This window comes from Fodinibius salinus (assembly GCF_008124865.1).
Classification (GTDB): Bacteria; Bacteroidota; Rhodothermia; order Balneolales; family Balneolaceae; genus Fodinibius; species Fodinibius salinus.
Window position 1 is genome coordinate 282,607 of sequence record NZ_VNHY01000001.1, and the last position, 18,332, is coordinate 300,938.

General features: G+C 43.2%; 12 protein-coding genes. 11 read left to right on the forward strand and 1 reads right to left on the reverse strand.

The window, feature by feature from the left end:
- Positions 1–96 precede the first annotated feature (96 nt).
- The 11 genes from LX73_RS01275 (at position 97) to LX73_RS01325 (ending at position 16,812) form a co-directional block, all read left to right on the forward strand.
- A complete protein-coding gene (locus tag LX73_RS01275; protein WP_148897655.1) occupies positions 97–540 on the forward strand; it encodes a single-stranded DNA-binding protein in 444 nt (147 codons plus the stop codon).
- Between the two features lie 176 nt (positions 541–716).
- On the forward strand, positions 717–2,039 hold the full coding sequence (locus LX73_RS01280; protein ID WP_246138141.1) for a hemolysin family protein: 1,323 nt from the start codon (positions 717–719) through the stop codon (positions 2,037–2,039).
- A 24-nt stretch (positions 2,040–2,063) separates the two neighbouring features.
- Positions 2,064–3,101 (forward strand): UDP-N-acetylmuramate dehydrogenase, encoded by a 1,038-nt coding sequence (murB, locus tag LX73_RS01285; protein ID WP_148897656.1) that lies wholly within the window; start codon positions 2,064–2,066, stop codon positions 3,099–3,101.
- A gap of 2 nt (positions 3,102–3,103) precedes the next feature.
- The gene (locus tag LX73_RS01290) at positions 3,104–4,999 is read left to right on the forward strand and encodes a DUF2779 domain-containing protein (protein WP_148897657.1); all 1,896 of its coding nucleotides are present in this window, start codon (positions 3,104–3,106) and stop codon (positions 4,997–4,999) included.
- 117 nt (positions 5,000–5,116) lie between these two features.
- Complete coding sequence (locus LX73_RS01295; protein ID WP_246138142.1) at positions 5,117–6,610, forward strand: M48 family metalloprotease; 1,494 nt, start codon at positions 5,117–5,119, stop codon at positions 6,608–6,610.
- 125 nt (positions 6,611–6,735) lie between these two features.
- Positions 6,736–8,034, forward strand: coding sequence for an adenylosuccinate lyase (gene purB, locus LX73_RS01300; RefSeq protein ID WP_148897658.1), 1,299 nt, complete (start codon positions 6,736–6,738; stop codon positions 8,032–8,034).
- Positions 8,035–8,121: 87 nt separating this feature from the next.
- Positions 8,122–9,174, forward strand: coding sequence for a LuxE/PaaK family acyltransferase (locus LX73_RS01305; RefSeq protein ID WP_246138143.1), 1,053 nt, complete (start codon positions 8,122–8,124; stop codon positions 9,172–9,174).
- A 36-nt stretch (positions 9,175–9,210) separates the two neighbouring features.
- Positions 9,211–10,284 (forward strand): acyl-CoA reductase, encoded by a 1,074-nt coding sequence (locus LX73_RS01310; RefSeq protein WP_148897659.1) that lies wholly within the window; start codon positions 9,211–9,213, stop codon positions 10,282–10,284.
- A gap of 133 nt (positions 10,285–10,417) precedes the next feature.
- Complete coding sequence (ppsA, locus tag LX73_RS01315; RefSeq protein ID WP_148897660.1) at positions 10,418–12,853, forward strand: phosphoenolpyruvate synthase; 2,436 nt, start codon at positions 10,418–10,420, stop codon at positions 12,851–12,853.
- 290 nt (positions 12,854–13,143) lie between these two features.
- Positions 13,144–15,729 (forward strand): leucine--tRNA ligase, encoded by a 2,586-nt coding sequence (leuS, locus tag LX73_RS01320; protein ID WP_148897661.1) that lies wholly within the window; start codon positions 13,144–13,146, stop codon positions 15,727–15,729.
- A 132-nt stretch (positions 15,730–15,861) separates the two neighbouring features.
- Positions 15,862–16,812, forward strand: a complete 951-nt coding sequence (locus tag LX73_RS01325; RefSeq protein WP_148897662.1) for a sodium:calcium antiporter — start codon at positions 15,862–15,864, stop codon at positions 16,810–16,812.
- A 41-nt stretch (positions 16,813–16,853) separates the two neighbouring features.
- Here LX73_RS01325 and LX73_RS01330 read toward each other — a convergent pair whose 3' ends face one another.
- Complete coding sequence (locus LX73_RS01330) at positions 16,854–18,308, reverse strand: GH3 family acyl-acid amido synthetase (RefSeq protein ID WP_170245548.1); 1,455 nt, start codon at positions 18,306–18,308, stop codon at positions 16,854–16,856.
- Positions 18,309–18,332 lie beyond the last annotated feature (24 nt).

An 18,332-nucleotide genomic window follows, 5' to 3' on the forward strand; every position in this document is an offset into this window, starting at 1 on the left:
AGGTAATGGGCTAATCTAAAAATTTTTCTGTAAGGATTTCCTCCAAAATATATCTTACCTTTAGAATGAAACGATAAAATAAATAAGGAAAACATTATGAGTTCATTAAACAAAGCGATGATTATTGGTCGATTGGGACAAGATCCGGATGTGCGTTACACGCAATCCAATACGGCCGTAGCGAACATGTCAATTGCCACATCTGAGCGATATAAAGATAAACAAGGTGAATGGAAAGAACGCACCGAATGGCACCGCGTAGTAGCGTGGGGACGAACAGCTGAAGTTTGCCAAGAATATCTCAAGAAAGGGTCGCAGGTGTATATCGAGGGTCCTATCCAAACACGTAAGTGGGAAGACAAAGAAGGTCAAACACGCTATACCACTGAAATTAAAGCTCTAACGATGACTATGCTTGACAGCAAAGGCGACGGAGGCGGAGAAGCTAATGTGCCTAATAAGCCTGAAAGTTCTCAGCCGGTTTCGAGCAGTGCAGATCTAGATGATATTGACGATATGGATGATGATCTTCCGTTCTAATCTGCATATGAGATATCTAAAGCGGTAAGGTTTTGGCTTTACCGCTTTATATATTCTATCATCATATCCAATAAGTGTATAGTTTTAAGAAAAACTAGTTTAATATTACCTCATTGGACGATCCAGGCTGTTTATTTCTTTTAGTTGATTTATTGTTCCAAAAGGAAATTGTTCTCTTGGCTATTTCTTCGTTTAGTACTATTGTGTTTGCTGTATTAACAGCTTGTATGGTTTTGGGAATTTCGTTCTCTGCTCTTTTTTCCAGCTCAGAGATCGCATTTCTAACTCTTATTAATCACAATGAACTTTTGTCCGAAGGGAACTCAGCCCAAACATCACACCGCCTTTTGGAACGGATGCTCAAGTATCCCAATCGACTGTTAGCTACTTTACAGATTGGGAATACAACAGCAAATATATTTTCTGCTATTCTTGCTGCAGTACTTACCGGTGAATTAATTGCCGTGTTTGCGTTGCCTGCTATTCCTGTATATATCATCGAAGTTTTGGTGGTTGTTCTTGTGCTTCTTGTTTTAAGTGAGATTACGCCCAAATTAAGCGCCATAGAAAATCCGCTGACTACTGCTCAGCGGAACAGTCTTTTTATTTATCCCTTCTTTGTGATATGTAAACCTCTGGCAATGATTCTTACTACTAGTAGGCTAAACCTGGAGGATCGACTGTCAACAACGGACAGTGAAATGACGACCGAAGAGCTGATAACTATGGCAGAGGTAAGCGAATCAGCAGAGCCAATCAAAAATGAGGAGCGCGAAATTATTGAGAATGTAATTGAATTTGGTAGTACTATTGCCCGCGAAATTATGACCTCCAGGGTTGATATTGCTGCTATTCCAACCGGTAGTTCGTTAGATGAAGTATTAGAATTGATTCGTGGCGAAGGACTTTCGCGGATGCCTATTTACGAGGATAATCTCGACAATATATTGGGGGTTATCCATTCAAAGGATGTGCTGCCGTATATTAATTCTGATATTGAGCGTACTACTATCAACTGGCGAAATATTGCCCGGAAGGCATTGTTTGTACCCGCTACTAAAAAGCTTGATGATCTGCTTCGCGACTTCCAGCAGGAGCGAACACATATTGCCATTGTTGTGGATGAATATGGAGGCACGGAAGGGCTCGTCACGCTTGACGATATTCTCGAAGAGATTGTAGGTGATATTTCGGATGAATATGATGAAGGCGATGATAAGCTTTATACGCGTTTTAAAAGTGGAGTCTATATTTTTGAAGCAGCCATCGATCTTGATGATATGGAAGAGGTGTTGGATTGTTCGTTAACCTCTGAAGATGATGAATATGAAACTTTGGGCGGACTTTTATATCATCTTACCGAACGATTGCCTAATGTGGGAGAACGTATTAATTATCAGAATTTAGAGTGCACCATCCATTCAGTAGAAAATAATCGCGTCAAAAAAGTTCGGGTTAAGGTACAAGATCGTCCCGAACGATCACCAGAAAAAGATTAATCTAAGTATAGTACTTAATTTTAAATGAGCAACTCTTTTGAATCATTAGTCGAAACGGATGTAAACTTAAAGCCTTTTAACACTTTAAATATTTCCGCACGGGCACGTTATTTTGCTTCCATTGAAAATACCGATCAGCTAAAAAAGATATTGAATCATCCAGGTTCATTTGGATTGAGTATTCGCATCATAGGAGGGGGCAGTAATATCCTGTTTGCGGATGATTATGACGGCTTGGTATTACATATCGATATAAAAGGACGAGAGGTTATTGACGAAACGGAGGAGCATGTTTGGCTAAAAGTGGGAGCCGGGGAAAACTGGCATCAGACTGTTCGCTACTGTATTGATAAAGGGTGGGGAGGCATAGAAAATTTATCACTTATTCCCGGAACAGTAGGAGCCGCACCCATCCAAAATATTGGAGCTTACGGGGTAGAACTGGCGGAAGTATTTGAGTGGTTAGAAGGTATGGATATTGAAGGCCGCGCTACCCGCAGGTATGAAAGGGAATTTTGTGAATTTGGATATCGTGACAGCATATTCAAGGGAGAGCTAAAAGGCATTGTTATTGTAACGCAAGTTGTGCTTAAACTTTCCAAAGACCCTGAGCTTAATACTTCGTATGGATCTATTCAATCTGAATTGAAAGATCGAGGTATTACCGATCCTACTATTGAGGATATTAGTGACATTATTATTGATATTCGAAATAGTAAGCTGCCGGATCCTAATACATTAGGTAATGCAGGCAGTTTTTTCAAAAATCCTATTGTAGATGAGGCTCGTTATCAGAAAATTACCGAACAATATCCGGATGCACCGGGCTATCCAATGGAGGATGGGAAAGTAAAAGTTCCGGCGGGCTGGCTGATTGAAGAAGCAGGCTGGAAAGGAAAGGTAGTAGGCAATACCGGAACTTATAAGCAGCAGGCGCTGGTCATTGTCAATCACGGTGGAGCAACGGGAGATGAAATTCTGCAGCTTGCCGATGATATTCAACAATCGGTAGAGGATCTTTTTGGCATTGCGCTGGTCCCAGAAGTGAATATTATTAACTGAATATGAGTCAGACTTCTAAGCAGGCTACGTATTTGACAAAACACCTGTTTGGAGCCGGTATTGAATGCCCACAAAAATTATTTTACTACGCTCGTCAATATCCTCAAAATCAAGGGGCTGTTCCGTTTATTAGACATGCTGTTTTCAACAAACGATTGTTAAAAGCGTTGGTACGGTCGGTCTTTCCTCAAGGAGTATTTGTGAAAGAGGATTCTGTTTCAGCAGCAAATAGTCAAACGAACAAACTGTTGGAGGAAGGGAATAGGACAATATTTGATGCGGTGTTTGCCTACGAAAAAATGATGGCACGCCTTCCCATTGTCCAACGAAAAGATAATGAACTTATCTTATTTCACCTGCAAACCAAAGTTTTCGATTCACAGCATTATAGTCTGACAAATCAGGAAGGAAAAATAAGAGGGAAATGGCAGGATTATCTACTCGATTTTGCTTATCAAGCGTATTTGGTTCAGCAATGGTGGCCGGATATGCAGTTACGGACTATATTGGTGCTGCCCGAAAAGCAAGGTCTTGCGAAAGAAAATTATCTTCCCGGAAAACTTTGGCATTCCGATGATAATAACAACACAGCGGACATTTTACCTGCTAATCAAGAGCTTGTTGCCAAGCAAGATGTAACGGCACTGATTGATAGGGTATGGCATGATGCTTCTTTTGCGGATGAGGTTTTGCCCCGCCCAACATTTAAGGAGACCCTCTATTTTTTGCGCGATCAGTATTTGGGAGGCGAAAAATCCTCTTTTGATATCGGGATGAAGTGCAAAGATTGTGAGTTCAGGATTGACCAAAGTCGTATTAATGAGAAGACGAAAAGTGGGTTTGATGAATGCTGGGTTGCGAAAGCTGGGCTCGAAAGTCCTTCCGAACAGCACGTGTTTGATCTCATCGGTTCGGGTACTAAACAATGGATCGCCAAAGGACATTACAAACAGCAGCAAATTCCGCCGCATGAAGTTATGAGTGTTAAAGATATTACCGGGGAAAATGGTCGTATCAGTCATGCCATGCGTCAGTCACTACAGATACATAAAGCAAAAGGGAATAGCGTTCCCGGAGAAATTATACGCCCACAGCTTATTGAGGAGGTAAACGGGTGGCAATATCCACTGCATTTTTTGGATTTTGAGGCGGGTAATTATGCTGTGCCAATTCGTTCGGGGCGCTCTCCTTACGATTTACTGTTGTTTCAATTTTCATGTCATACGTTGTATAAGGATGGATCATGGAAGCACCATCAGTGGATAGATAACCTGCAAAGTGAGTATGCAAATTATGAGCTTATCCGTCAGCTTATGGAAGTACCTGGAATTAATGCAGGAACAATTATACAATATTCAAATTTTGAACGGCATGCTCTTAAAGCTATTCGCCGTGAGCTGATGCATGAAAGTACTACAATTACAGATGCTGAGAATCTTATCCAGTGGATTGAAGGGATTATCCATCGCAATGATTCATTGCATCATGATCCGCCGTATATCGCTGATCTGAGCCGGCAGGTCAAGCAATTTTACTACAATTGCGAAATGGGGAGCTCGCTGAGTATCAAAGATGTATTGCAGTCGGTGATGAGCTACAGCTCGTTTCTCAAAGAGCAATATTCTCAACCATATAGCAGCTCCAATTTTGACCAGTTTATTTGGTGGCAGGATGATGATACTGGCAATATCCGAAACCCTTATTCATTACTGAGTGAAGCCGGAGATTGGCCCATTCGCCGCGGTGCCGAAGCAATGGTAGTATTTGGGAAACTTATTTCGCGTGAGCTGGCGCCACCGGAGGAACAAAGCATGCGTGAGGCTCTGCTTAAATATTGTGAGCTAGACACGCTGGCAATGCTGATGATTTATCAGCACTGGAAGCATCAGATCAATTAATAAAGAAGTATAGAAGTGATATTTGCAAAGATTTGGAAGAAAGGAATAGGATGAAACTTCTTCGTTTTTATTACATTTAATTATCTTTTGCCTGATATCCTAACAAAATACGCTACTATGAAAACTACTCATTTGCGAAATATTATACTTTTAGTCGTAGTCGGACTTTTTATCAGTTCTTGCGCCGTACAGAGGAGTCCCATTACGGGTAATAAACGAGCATATGGATACAGTTGGGAGAAGGAACTCAAAATTGGGGAACAGTCTGACAAGCAAATCCAGCAGCAGTATGGGGTTTATGGGGATGAGAAGATATCACACTATGTTAATGACATCGGTCAGGAGTTACTTTCTGTTAGCCATATGCGCCGCGAAAATACGTCTGAAAAGTACCGGCAAACTGAATTTACTTTTCGGGTACTAAATAGCCCCATCACGAATGCTTTTGCACTGCCGGGCGGTTATGTATATGTGACGAGAGGAATGCTGGCTCATCTTGAAAATGAAGCACAACTGGCGGTAGTACTGGGACACGAAATTGGTCACGTTGCAGCGCGGCATTCCTCACAGCGTGCCCTAGAGCAGCAAGTGGGACAAATCGCACTCATTGGCGGAGCGGTAGCAGGACAGGAATTGTTGGATGTACCCGCCAAAAATATTTTGGGATTAGGAAGTCAAGCAGCACAGTTTTTATTTCTTAGCTACAGTCGCGATGACGAACGCGAATCGGATCAACTAGGGGTTGAATACGCCGCGATGAAAAATTATGAAGCAGCCAATGGGGCGGGATTTTTTAGTGCGCTAAAACGTATTTCTGCACAATCGGGACAAAGTATTCCCGACTGGCAATCTTCGCACCCCGATCCTGCTGAACGAGCAAATACCATCCCTGATCTTGCCCGGGAATGGCGTGAGAAAGGATATAAGCAAAATATTGAGAACACTGATGAATTTATGAATACCATTGATGGGATGATTTATGGGAATAATCCGCGTAACGGATTTTCTGATGATAACATGTTTTATCATCCCGATCTTGCTTTTCAGTTTAGTGTTCCGTCCAACTGGAAGGTACAAAATCAGCCTTCGCAAGTAGCTGTTTTTAATGAACAGCAAGATGCTGTAACGGTGATGAAAATCGACGACAAAAGCAGTACACCCAAGGCATCGGTATCCAATGTTATTAACCAAGAGGAGTTTCGTATGCAGTCACAGAACGAAGTGCGGCATAACGGACTCAATGGATTTGAAGCAACAGCTACCGCCATGACTAAAGACAGTACCCAGTATAAATTTTATTTGTATGCTGTGTCGTATAATAGCGATATTTATCAGTTTACCTCGTATAGTGTGGCGGATAAATTTTCGAACTATAGCAGGTACTTTCGCCAGACTAGTAATTCTTTTGCTGAGCTTAACGACCAGCAAATTCTTGATATCAAACCGACACGCTTAGAAGTACGAAAGACTGACCGTTCAGCTCCATTTTCGTCTTTTTTACCTTCAAATTTTCCGATGGATATTACTGCAGAAGATGTGGCCATTCTTAATCAAGTACAGCTGGATGAGACCATTGAGGCCGGTAGCTGGATTAAAATTCCGAGACAGTAATTTGATGAAGTGAGGGGGCGAGCAATAAAATCAGAACATTTTCACTCATTTACTTCTTACTTTTACAGAAATATGCAATATCTTTGGGCAAATCTTCCATTTAATAAAATTATAAAAATTATTTCATGATTGAGCGATATTCCCGCAAAGAGATGGCCGATATTTGGTCACTGGAGAATCAATTTCAGGCTTGGCTTGAGGTAGAACTGGCCGCCTGCAATGCCTGGAGTAAACTGGGTAAAATTCCTAAAGAAGATGTCGAAAAATTATACAAGAAGGCTAATTTCGATGTTGATCGTATCAAAGAGATTGAAAAGCAGACACGTCACGATGTTGTAGCCTTTACACGTTCAGTTTCGGAGTCGCTCGGTGAAGAAAAGAAGTGGGTACATTATGGATTAACCTCTACTGATGTAGTGGATACAGCCAACGGCTATCGTCTGAAGCAGGCCAATAAAATTCTGCGAAAAGAAATCCAGCATATTATAGACGTCTTGGCTGAAAAAGCAAAGAAGCACAAGTTTACAGTGATGATGGGACGTACTCACGGTGTGCATGCCGAGCCTACTACTTTTGGACTAAAGTGTGCGCTATGGTATGCTGAGATGAAGCGTAATCAAGAACGTTTTGAGAAAGCGGCTGACGCTGTTGAGTTTGGCAAAATGAGTGGTTCGGTTGGAACCTTTGCCAATATACCACCGGAAGTAGAGTCCTCCGTTTGTGAAGAGCTGGGACTAACACCTGCGCCTATATCTACGCAAACTCTCCAGCGCGACCGCCATGCTGATTACCTTTCCACGTTGGCGCTGATAGGCTCCACGATGGAAAAAATGGCCGTTGAAATTCGACACTTGCAGCGTAGCGAGGTTCGCGAAGCAGAGGAATTTTTCCGTGAGGGACAAAAAGGATCCTCCTCGATGCCGCATAAGCGAAATCCGGTAAGCTCGGAAAATATTTCGGGCTGCTCGCGGTTGTTACGTGGCTACATGATGTCGGCTTACGAAAATATTCCGCTATGGCATGAACGCGATATTTCGCATTCATCGGTAGAACGGGTGATCCTGCCAGATGCTACTATCTTGTTAGATTATATGCTGAATCGCTTTTCGGGAGTTGTCGAAAAGCTGACGATCTACGAGGATAATATGGAAGAGAATATTTTTAAAACATATGGACTCACCTTTTCACAAAGGTTACTGCACATGCTTATTGACGAAGGAGGGATGTCCCGTGAAAAAGCATATGATACTGTCCAACCGTTGGCTATGCAGTCCTGGAATGAAAAGAAAATGTTCCGTGACCTTGTTGAAGCAGACGAAACGGTACAGGAATACTTGACTAAAGAAAATATTGATGAAGCCTTTGATCTGGATCACCATACGAGAAACGTCGAGCAGATTTTTGAACGCGTAGGATTAGAATAAAAGTAGAACACAGCATATTCAGTTACGAATTAACACCAATGGAGCGTTCCCCGTATATTCGTAGGAATCAGCTTTATCAGTGTTCTTATGGTTAGCGAAACAATGACAAATTGGTCCAATTTTATATTTTCTGATGATATTGTTTTCGAAGAAAAAGTCTACCGGCTCTTTAAATACCAGCTCGAGTATAATCCGGTTTATCAGCGATATTATGAGGCATTAGGTCAATTTCCGGATAAAGATTTATGTCATCCTGAATATTGTGCTGATTTTAACTCAATATCTCAGAATGACATCACAAAGATACCGCTTTTACCCATTAAGGCTTTTAAAGATACCATCGTTACTACGCAGCCCGATCAAGAAGCTGACCTGACTTTCAAAAGTAGTGGTACTTCTGGTATGCAGCGTAGTGTACACAAAGTGGTTGATGAAGAGCTATATAAGCAATCGCTCCTAGAGGGATTTAAGCAATTTTATGGCTTAGATAATACTGTCATTTGGGGCTATACGCCCGGTTATGCTGATAATTCGCACTCTTCATTGATTTATATGATTCAGCAGCTTATAAATGAGGATGACAGCGGGCTCAGTTGTTTTTTGCCGCTGGATGAGCCACTGGATAAAGATGCTGTTGAAAAGGTGAGGGAAAGTGGCAGGCAACTGATTCTCTTTGGAGCTGCTTTTGGACTGCTTGATCTGTTAGAAACCAACAAAGTCACGCTGCCGTCTAACAGTATTGTTATTGAGACCGGGGGTATGAAAACACACCGGCGCGAAATATCCAGAAAGCAGATGCATCAGAAACTGTCAGAAGGATTTGGGTTAGATGATAGCCGTATCCACTCGGAATATGGAATGGCCGAGCTGCTTAGTCAGGCATACACTACCGGCGGGCAATGGTTTCACACCGTACCCTGGATGCAGGTGCAGATCCGAAATCCCGAAAATCCTGCCGAAGTGCTGCCCCCACATAAAGAGGGACTTATCGGAATTATTGACTTGGCCAATGTATATAGCTGCCCGTTCTTATTGACGGGTGATAAAGGGTTGAGGGATAGAAAGGGACGATTCAAAGTGATGGGACGGTGGAATCCCAAAGACTTACGGGGTTGTAACTTTTTAATTTACGAGGATTAAGAAAATCCGTAGAGTTTAAAGCGAAAAGATTAGTTGATGGAGGAGCTTAAATTACGAATAAATACGCTGCTGAAGGCCACAGAAAACTGGCTTAATGGTGATAATCATTATCTGATGGATGCCATCGATCGCACGGTACGAGAAGGATACTTCAGTTTTGAGGATACGCAATATGCTATTCGAGCAATTAAGGAAGGTATCACAAAAAGCAGGATAGAGGAGTGGTGTGAACGGGCGGAGATCAATGATGGGACAGATGCATCCGGACAAAATGTATTATGTTTGCATGCGGGTAACCTGCCGCTTGTGGGGTTTCAGGATGCTTTTGCAACGCTCCTGAGCGGTGCGCGATATACGGGAAAAATTTCGAAGAAAGATCCATATTTGTTGCCTACCTTTTTAAATGAGGTAAAGAAGACAGAGTTGTGGACGGATATGGATGTGCAGTGGACCCACCGCCTTGATGATTTTGAGGGTATGCGTCACGATGCGATCTTATTTGCAGGGTCAGAATCATCAGTGCCGAGTGTTAAAAAGGCCATTGAAGAATATAATCTTGCCAAACAGGATGGGCGGTATCTTATCCGTACGGCTCATTTTTCGATAGCCTATCTGGATCAAAAAGATGATCAGACAATGCAGGATCTGGCAGAAGCAATATTAAGATATGGAGGTAAGGGATGTCGTTCTGCAGCTATTGTAGTTTCTCCTTATGGATTGGATGAGATGAAGTCTGATCTGGTCGATTTCGCCCGCTCATTTTGGCAAGAAAATCCGCAGCATCTAGAGCCTTCGCCAAAATTGAGGCAGCAGTATGCCTATAACGAAGCGGTGGGACGGACGCAGTGCTGGTTTGACTATTTTTTAGTGCAAGAGGATGGGCTGGAACTGGATCAGGACTTTGTGTGCTACTGGGTGCAGGGTGACGAGCAGACCGTGGCTGATTTGGCCGAGATGTATGGTCAGCAGTTACAAAGTATTTATGTGACACAATCTGATAATAAAATTCCGGACTGGCAAGAGCGTACAGAATTACTTGCTAATGCTCAGCAGCCGCCCATCCATTGGCAACCGGACAGCGTTGATACTCTGGCGTGGTTAAAAGATTAGAAGTTAATAATGTGATTGTTAAAAATATGCTATTATCGCATATTTGAGACTTCTGGAAAGTCGAGGCTGATGCTATTCATCTTTGGCAATTCTAAGATAGAAGACACAATAATTTAAGCTAGATTTTTTTGTCATGACTCAACAGAAAATGATTCTGGATCTCTCAGAGATCAGTTTGGATATGGTAGGAGAAGTCGGTGGAAAAAATGCTTCACTCGGTGAAATGATCGGAAATTTATCGGATCGTGGTATTAACGTGCCTGACGGTTTTGCGGTTACAGTGCATGCCTATGATCGCTACATGGAAGCCAACGATCTCACTGAGCGAATTCAGTCATTAATTGATGATCTGAACGTGGATGATCTCGTCCAGTTGCGGAAAACAGGTACTGAAATCCGGCAAATAATTATGGACGGGAATTTCCCCGACGACCTGTTGCAGACGATTGAAGATCGTTATGAAGAACTTTCGCTAGAATATGGCAAGGAGGCTACGGATGTAGCAGTTCGTTCGTCGGCTACCACCGAAGATTTACCTGATGCCTCTTTTGCCGGTCAGCAGGATTCTTTCCTTAATGTCCGCGGACATAATAATGTCATAAACTCTATTAAGGCATGTTTTGCATCACTCTTTACCGATCGTGCCATATCTTATCGGGAGTCGGCAGGGTTTAATCACATGGAGGCCAAACTTTCAGTGGCGGTCCAAAAAATGGCACGCTCTGATCTGGGCGCCTCCGGCGTTTCTTTTTCTATTGATCCTGAGAGTGGCTTCGACAATGCGGTAATTATTAATGGTACATTTGGATTAGGGGAACTGTTGGTGCAGGGAGAAATATCGCCCGACGAATTTATTGTGTTTAAACCTACCTTGGCCGAAGGAAAAGATGCCATTATTGAGAAAAAGCTGGGTAACAAAACACACAAGCTGGCTTATGGACATAAACCTAATGAGCTTACGAAGAAACTGAGCCTTGAAGAATCACAGCAAAAATCATTTTGTCTGACGGATGAGCAAGCCCTGCAGCTTGCCCGTTGGGTAGTCGAAATAGAGGAGTACTATTCTGAGCGAAATGGTCGCTGGACTCCTGTAGATGTGGAATGGGCTTATGATGGTCTTTCGGAAGAATTGTTCATTGTTCAGGCTAGGCCAGAGACCGTTCACGCGAATCAAAGTCCAGATACCCTAAAAGAATTTAATATAGCGGATGACAATCGCCACGAGCGTCTTATCTTCGAAGGTATTGCCGTGGGAGACCGTATTGGGCTGGGTAAGGTTAATCTGATCCACACCCTGGACGGACGCGACGGCTCTGCTGATGAAGCTGATTTTGAAGAAGGACAAGTACTTGTTACCGAGATGACGGATCCCGACTGGGAGCCACTAATGAAAAAAGCATCAGCTATTATCACTAACAAGGGAGGACGCACTTGCCACGCTGCTATTGTGGCACGTGAACTGGGCATTCCCGCCATTGTGGGCTCCGAACAGGCTACACATATTCTTAGTGACGAGCAAGAAGTTACTGTTTCATGTGCAGAGGGGAGTACCGGTAAAATTTATGAGGGACTCGTACAATATGAGGAAGTTGACCATCAGATTTCACAGTTGCCTCAAACAGAGACGCCCATCATGCTGAATGTAGCTTCCCCAGATATGGCCTTTAAATTTAGCAAGGTGCCTAATTCTGGTGTAGGATTGGCACGCGAAGAGTTTATCATCAATAATTATATTCACGCGCACCCGCTGGCCCTGTTGCATCACCGAGAAATTGGCGACGAAGAGCTGACGGAGCAGATTAATGAGATTACCTATGCTTATGATGATGAAGCTGATTTCTTTATTAAAAAACTATCGTATGGTATTGCCCATATTGGTGCAGCTTTTTATCCCAACCGGGTAATTGTGCGCTTTTCAGATTTTAAATCCAATGAATATAGAAATCTCGTCGGCGGAAAATACTACGAGCCGGAAGAAGAAAACCCTATGATAGGTTGGCGGGGTGCTTCGCGCTACTACTCGGATAAATACAAAGAGGCCTTTGGTCTTGAGTGCGAAGCTATTAAGCGTGTACGCGATGTGTATGGGCTGACGAACGTTACTGTGATGATCCCATTTTGTCGTACAGTCGAAGAGCTACAGAAGGTACTGGCAACTATGGAAGAGTTTGGTCTTAAACGTGGCGAGAATGGGTTGGAAGTGTATCTGATGGCCGAAACGCCCTCAAATATTATGTTGGCTGATCAATTTGCCAAATACATTGACGGATTTTCGATAGGATCCAATGATCTTACGCAGCTTACACTCGGTCTCGATCGGGATTCGTCGCTCGTTTCACACATATATGATGAGCGCAATGATGCAGTTAAACGAATGATTTTATTGTTACTGGAAAAAGCAAAGGCCGCAGGCGTCAAAGTGGGAATCTGTGGTCAGGGGCCATCTGACTTTCCCGATTTTGCCGAGTTCTTGGTAGCCAACGGCATTGATACTATTTCTGTTACTCCGGATTCTATGTTTAAAACGCTACATTCTATTAGTGAGCTGGAAGCATCGATGAAAGAATAATTATGGGAATGTCTGCGATCGTTAGTATTTAGTCTCAGTTCTCCTCAATAGGCGATACTGGCAGTCATAAGTTTTTTGCTGGGGGTGATTTATATTTCAGATTTGTTTCAATCCCATTACAATCATCCTACAAACGACCCTAAATTTTACTTATCTTTGGCAACTTAAATAGAACGCAGATAATGAGGAATAAGCTGATGGTCGCAGAAAAAATCTTCTGTGAAGTTTTTTTCAGTTTCATTCGTGTTCTATTATCAGAGTTAACAATAACTAAGTTTAGCAGTAACTGAATGAGCTCGTATAATCCCGATAAAATAGAATCAAAATGGCAGCAGTACTGGCAAAACAATAAGACATTTAAAACGCCGGAAAATCACGACAAGCCCAAATATTACGCCCTCGATATGTTTCCGTATCCCAGCGGTTCGGGGCTGCATGTGGGGCATCCGGAAGGATACACAGCTACTGATATTCTGGCTCGCTACAAACGGATGAATGGGTTTAATGTGCTACATCCCATCGGATGGGACGCCTTTGGACTGCCGGCAGAAAATTATGCCGTTAAAACGGGTACACATCCGCGGGAGACAACCAAAGAAAATATTAATCGATTTCGGGAACAGCTACAGTCGCTGGGCTTCAGTTACGACTGGGATCGCGAAGTTAATACTACCGATCCGGATTATTATAAATGGACACAATGGATCTTTCTCAAACTCTATGACAAAGGATTGGCCTACGAAGATGACGTACCCGTAAACTGGTGTCCCGAGCTCGGCACCGTATTGGCCAACGAAGAAGTGATCGACGGCAAAAGCGAAGTAGGAGGACATCCTGTCGTCAAGAAGCCGATGCGTCAGTGGGTATTGAAGATTACTGAATATGCGGATCGCCTTCTCGAAGGGCTTGAGGACCTCGATTGGCCCGAATCTACCAAGAAAATGCAGCGAGACTGGATTGGAAAGTCCATTGGGGCTGATATCGATTTTGAGGTTGCTGGTTATGACCAAGATGTCCGCGTTTTTACCACGCGTCCCGATACTATTTTCGGAGCTACCTATATGGTGCTGGCGCCCGAGCACGATCTTGTGGATACCATCACAACTGAAGATCAGAAAGAAGCCGTAGAGGAGTATCAGGAAGAAGCAGCACGAAAGTCTGATCTCGAGCGTACTGAACTCAGTGATGAAAAGAGTGGGGTATTTACCGGCGCCTATGCTATTAATCCGGTGAATGGCAAAGAAATTCCCATTTGGGTTGCGGATTATGTGTTGGCAACCTACGGTACGGGGGCGATTATGGCAGTGCCGGGGCAGGACGAGCGCGACTGGGAGTTTGCCGAAAAGTTTGACCTGGATATTATCCGTACGGTGCAGCCACCCGAAGATTTTGAGGGCAAGGCCTATACCGGCGAAGGGCAGGTGATAAACAGTGATTTTTTGAATGAATTGAATATAGAAGAAGCCAAAGAAACTATTATCGATTGGCTGGAAGAACATGATGCCGGTAAGGAAGCGGTTAATTACAAGCTCCGGGACTGGTTGTTTTCTCGTCAGCGGTATTGGGGCGAACCGTTCCCGATTATTCATGTGGATGGTGAACCCAAGCCACTGAGCGAAGATGATTTACCGCTCACACTACCTGAAATGGATGATTTTGAACCCACTGATGATGGAAGTCCGCCATTAGCTAAAGCAACTGATTGGGTGAAGACGACTGATCCTGAAACAGGAAAGGAAGCTCGTCGTGAAACCAATACTATGCCGCAGTGGGCGGGCTCGTGCTGGTATTACCTGCGTTATTGTAGTCCTAATTTTGAGAATGGACCCGTGGATCCCGAAGAAGATGATTACTGGATGCCGGTGGATATGTACGTAGGCGGGGCCGAGCACAGCGTGTTGCACCTGTTATATGCACGATTTTGGCATAAGGTGTTGTACGATTGTGGCGTAGTTTCTACGAAAGAGCCCTTCCAGCGACTGGTACACCAAGGCATGATCTTAGGTGAGATGGAATATACCGGCTATAAAAAAGACGGGGAATGGATTTCATCAGACAAAGTTGATGATACTGATGGTTTGAGCCGGCAGAAACTGTCTAAGGATCAGGTAGAAAAGCAGGATGATTATTTTGTGTTACAGGGTACCGATATTCGCGTGGATGCCAAGGCACATAAGATGTCTAAGTCGCGTGGAAATGTCGTAAATCCGGATGATATTATTGATGAGTATGGCGCTGATTCCATGCGCTTGTACGAAATGTTTATGGGACCCTTAGAACAGGTGAAACCGTGGAGTACTGATGATGTAGATGGCGTATATCGCTTTTTAGGACGTGTTTGGCGGCTTATTGTAGATAAAGAAAGTGGTGAACTTAATAATTCTGTGACTGAGGCGGAGCCAACCAGCGAGCAGTTAAAAACACTGCATGAGTGCATCAAAAAGGTGACGAATGATGTAGAAGGGCTCGATTTTAACACTGCCATTTCGGCTATGATGATTTTCGTGAATGAAGCAAACAAATGGGAGGAACATCCCAAAGTAGTTCTCAACGACTTTGTGAAATTGCTGTCGCCTTTTGCTCCGCATATTGCGGAAGAACTTTGGCAAAGGCTGGGTCATGATGATAGTATTGCCTATGCCGATTGGCCGGAGTTTAACGAAGAATTTTTGATTTCTGACACTCAGTTGTATCCCATACAAGTGAATGGTAAAGTGCGAGGAGAAATTCATGTCCCGCGGGACAAAGCTACTGATAAGGAGCATGTTCTTGCCGAGGCCAAATCCGAAGAAAACGTACAAAAGTATCTGGAAAAAGGGGAGTTGGTAAAAGAAATCTTTGTACCCGAACGCATTGTAAATCTTGTGGTTAAATAAATAATCATTAAACAATGTCATTCTGAATCTCCCAAAATTAGAGCCTTGTTCAAGTGTTAGAGGGTACTTTATTTTCCTCTTTAATGCAGAATTGCTTTTTTCAAGAAAATAAACTGTAACAATTTTTTGCCCATGGTGTATTCCATATTAATTTTATTCATCGGGTTGCTGCTTGTAGTTTATTTTTCCGAAAAGCTGGTTGAATCAACAGTTGGCACTTCTATGGGGTTTGGTATATCCGCTTTTCTCATCAGCGTGATATTTATTGGGTTTGATCCCGAGAATTTGGGTCTGGGTGCTGTGGCATCATACCATGATGTTACCGGTATTGCGATTGGTACTATTATCGGTTCTGCAATGGTTGCTATTGCACTGGCGCTGGGTATTACAGCTATTATTGTGCCGCTAAAATTTGATGAAGTTCCTGCGCAGATTCCCATTGTACAAGTAGGGGCGGTCATTTTATTCGGGATTCTCAGCTTTGATGGAATGGTATCACGCATCGACGGTGCACTATTGCTGGCGGCCTACGGTGGTATTGTTTGGTATCTGATTGATCTCAGTAAAAGAGGATTAGATATCAGGGCAGCAGGAGAAGTAGCTGAGGAGCTGGAAGAGGGTAGGGGATTTAGCCGTTGGCAGGCACTGGCACTATTGGTTGTATCGCTGGTCGCCATCCTGATTGGCAGTGAGATGATTATATCCTCATCTAAGGAAATAATGGCAGGTCTGGGGATTTCGGATACGGTGTTTGGGATTACGATTTTGGCCCTGTTAGTAAGTATAGAAGAACTGGCCCGCGAGCTGCCGGCAGCTTTAAAGGGACGTCCCGATATAACAGTGGGCAATGTAGTAGGATCAGTACTGGCTTTTTTTCTTTTCAATACCGGGATCATTGCTCTTGTCAATCCCATCCCCATTAGTGCAGAAGTGTTTAACTTTTACCTGCCCATAAGTTTAGCTGCGGTATTGTTTATTACTTCACTGATGATTCGCAAATCTATTCCACGGTGGGCGGGTGCACTGTTAGTATTAACCTACATAGGATTTTTTAGCTGGGGATTTTGGGATATGATACTTTGATTTTTTACCACACTCTTTTAATCGTTCGCGGTTGAAATTTTTTAAAGCATATCCTTACTAGATACAATTTCTTGAAAGAAATTGATGTCTTCTTTATTATCTAGGATAGATGGCAATTTTCCCTGAGCATTGAGCTTGCCGTTTTGCTTTAGCCACTGATTGATCTGCTGTTGAGATATTTGATGCACTTCCGGCATATCTAGTGCATCACTTTCTCTGCGGATGGCATAGTGCCGATTCATCGATTGTAGCTTCTTATCAATGTGTTTAGCCAATTGTGTCAGTCTCTTCGAAGCGTTGTTGCCCTTTACCTGTACAAACCATTGGTGTTTAGGGATTGACTGTGCATCAACTAACAATGAACCTACAGTAAAAGTACCTGCCTCGATATTGAGATGAGACGAGGCTTGTTGCAGGGCGCGATCTAATTCATAGGCGTGTATCGCTTCCCCATAATCATCAAGAATGCTGCTTACTCGGCCCATTACCTGAATACGTGGAGGATTTGTTTGAGTGAAGCGGATAATATCATTCAATGGGTAGCGCCACAATCCGGCACTGGTGGTAACGAGCATAGCATAAGGCGTGTCGATTTCAACTTGCCAAAGGGGTACTGCCTTTTGAATAAAGGCTGAATCTTCATCGGGTAGTGGATTAGGAATAAACTCATAGAAGATGTTATTGTCGATGACCAGCTTCATGTCAGAGCGTTGCAGATCATCGGTAAAAGCAAAATAACCCTCTGAAGCACCGTATGTTTCAATAAAATCGACGTCGGTATCTCCAATTAAAAGCTGCAGCTGATTGTGATAGTGAGCCAGTTTAACGCCTCCACAAACAAGCAGCTGTAAGTTTGGCCAGACCTGCCGGATATCTTGAGCTCCGGTTTGTTCAAGTACCCGCTGAAAGATGGTTAGTATCCAGCTTGGTGCGGCCGTTATGACCCTAAGATCACTGTTTATAGATTTTTGTACGGCATAATCAATCTTTTTGTCGAAGGAGAGGCCAATTAATTCATCAACAGAAATAAGCTGAAACGCCGAAAGCCACCACGGTGTTTTTCGGGCAGTGAAGGAGCTTATCTCTCCGATTTCCATATCTCCCTTTTGTTCATTATTGCCCGGCAGGCTCAGATGTTTACCCCAGAGATTAAAAATATTGGGTCGCTGTTTGAGATAGCTTTGCACCACATTCCGCATAAACTGTTGATCTGCGTCCAGCCGTTTGTTAGTGAGGGGTAGATGTTTACCGGCTCCAGAAGTACCCGCAGAGACAGCAAATTTATTGACAGCGCCGGGCCAGAGCAGGTCTTTGGCGCCTTTCTTAAGTCGGGTAATCTGGTCAGTGATATTATTATACGAAGAGATAGGTACTTCCCGACGAAACTCCTCGTACTGCTTTAGCTGTTCAAAGTTGTGGTTTTTGCCGAACTCAGTTACAGCGGCGTCATGTATAAGTTTAAGGAGTTCATTCTCTTGTTTGGTACGAATACTCAATGGCAAGTAATATTAGAATCAAAA

Bases quoted from the DNA above. Each gene is read 5' to 3' on its own strand.
- LX73_RS01310 (WP_148897659.1), top strand. From the start codon at position 9,211: ATGGAGGAGCTTAAATTACGAATAAATACGCTGCTGAAGGCCACAGAA.
- ppsA (WP_148897660.1), top strand. From the start codon at position 10,418: ATGACTCAACAGAAAATGATTCTGGATCTCTCAGAGATCAGTTTGGAT.
- LX73_RS01275 (WP_148897655.1), top strand. From the start codon at position 97: ATGAGTTCATTAAACAAAGCGATGATTATTGGTCGATTGGGACAAGAT.
- LX73_RS01290 (WP_148897657.1), top strand. From the start codon at position 3,104: ATGAGTCAGACTTCTAAGCAGGCTACGTATTTGACAAAACACCTGTTT.
- LX73_RS01305 (WP_246138143.1), top strand. From the start codon at position 8,122: ATGGTTAGCGAAACAATGACAAATTGGTCCAATTTTATATTTTCTGAT.
- leuS (WP_148897661.1), top strand. From the start codon at position 13,144: ATGAGCTCGTATAATCCCGATAAAATAGAATCAAAATGGCAGCAGTAC.
- LX73_RS01295 (WP_246138142.1), top strand. From the start codon at position 5,117: ATGAAAACTACTCATTTGCGAAATATTATACTTTTAGTCGTAGTCGGA.
- LX73_RS01325 (WP_148897662.1), top strand. From the start codon at position 15,862: ATGGTGTATTCCATATTAATTTTATTCATCGGGTTGCTGCTTGTAGTT.
- purB (WP_148897658.1), top strand. From the start codon at position 6,736: ATGATTGAGCGATATTCCCGCAAAGAGATGGCCGATATTTGGTCACTG.
- murB (WP_148897656.1), top strand. From the start codon at position 2,064: ATGAGCAACTCTTTTGAATCATTAGTCGAAACGGATGTAAACTTAAAG.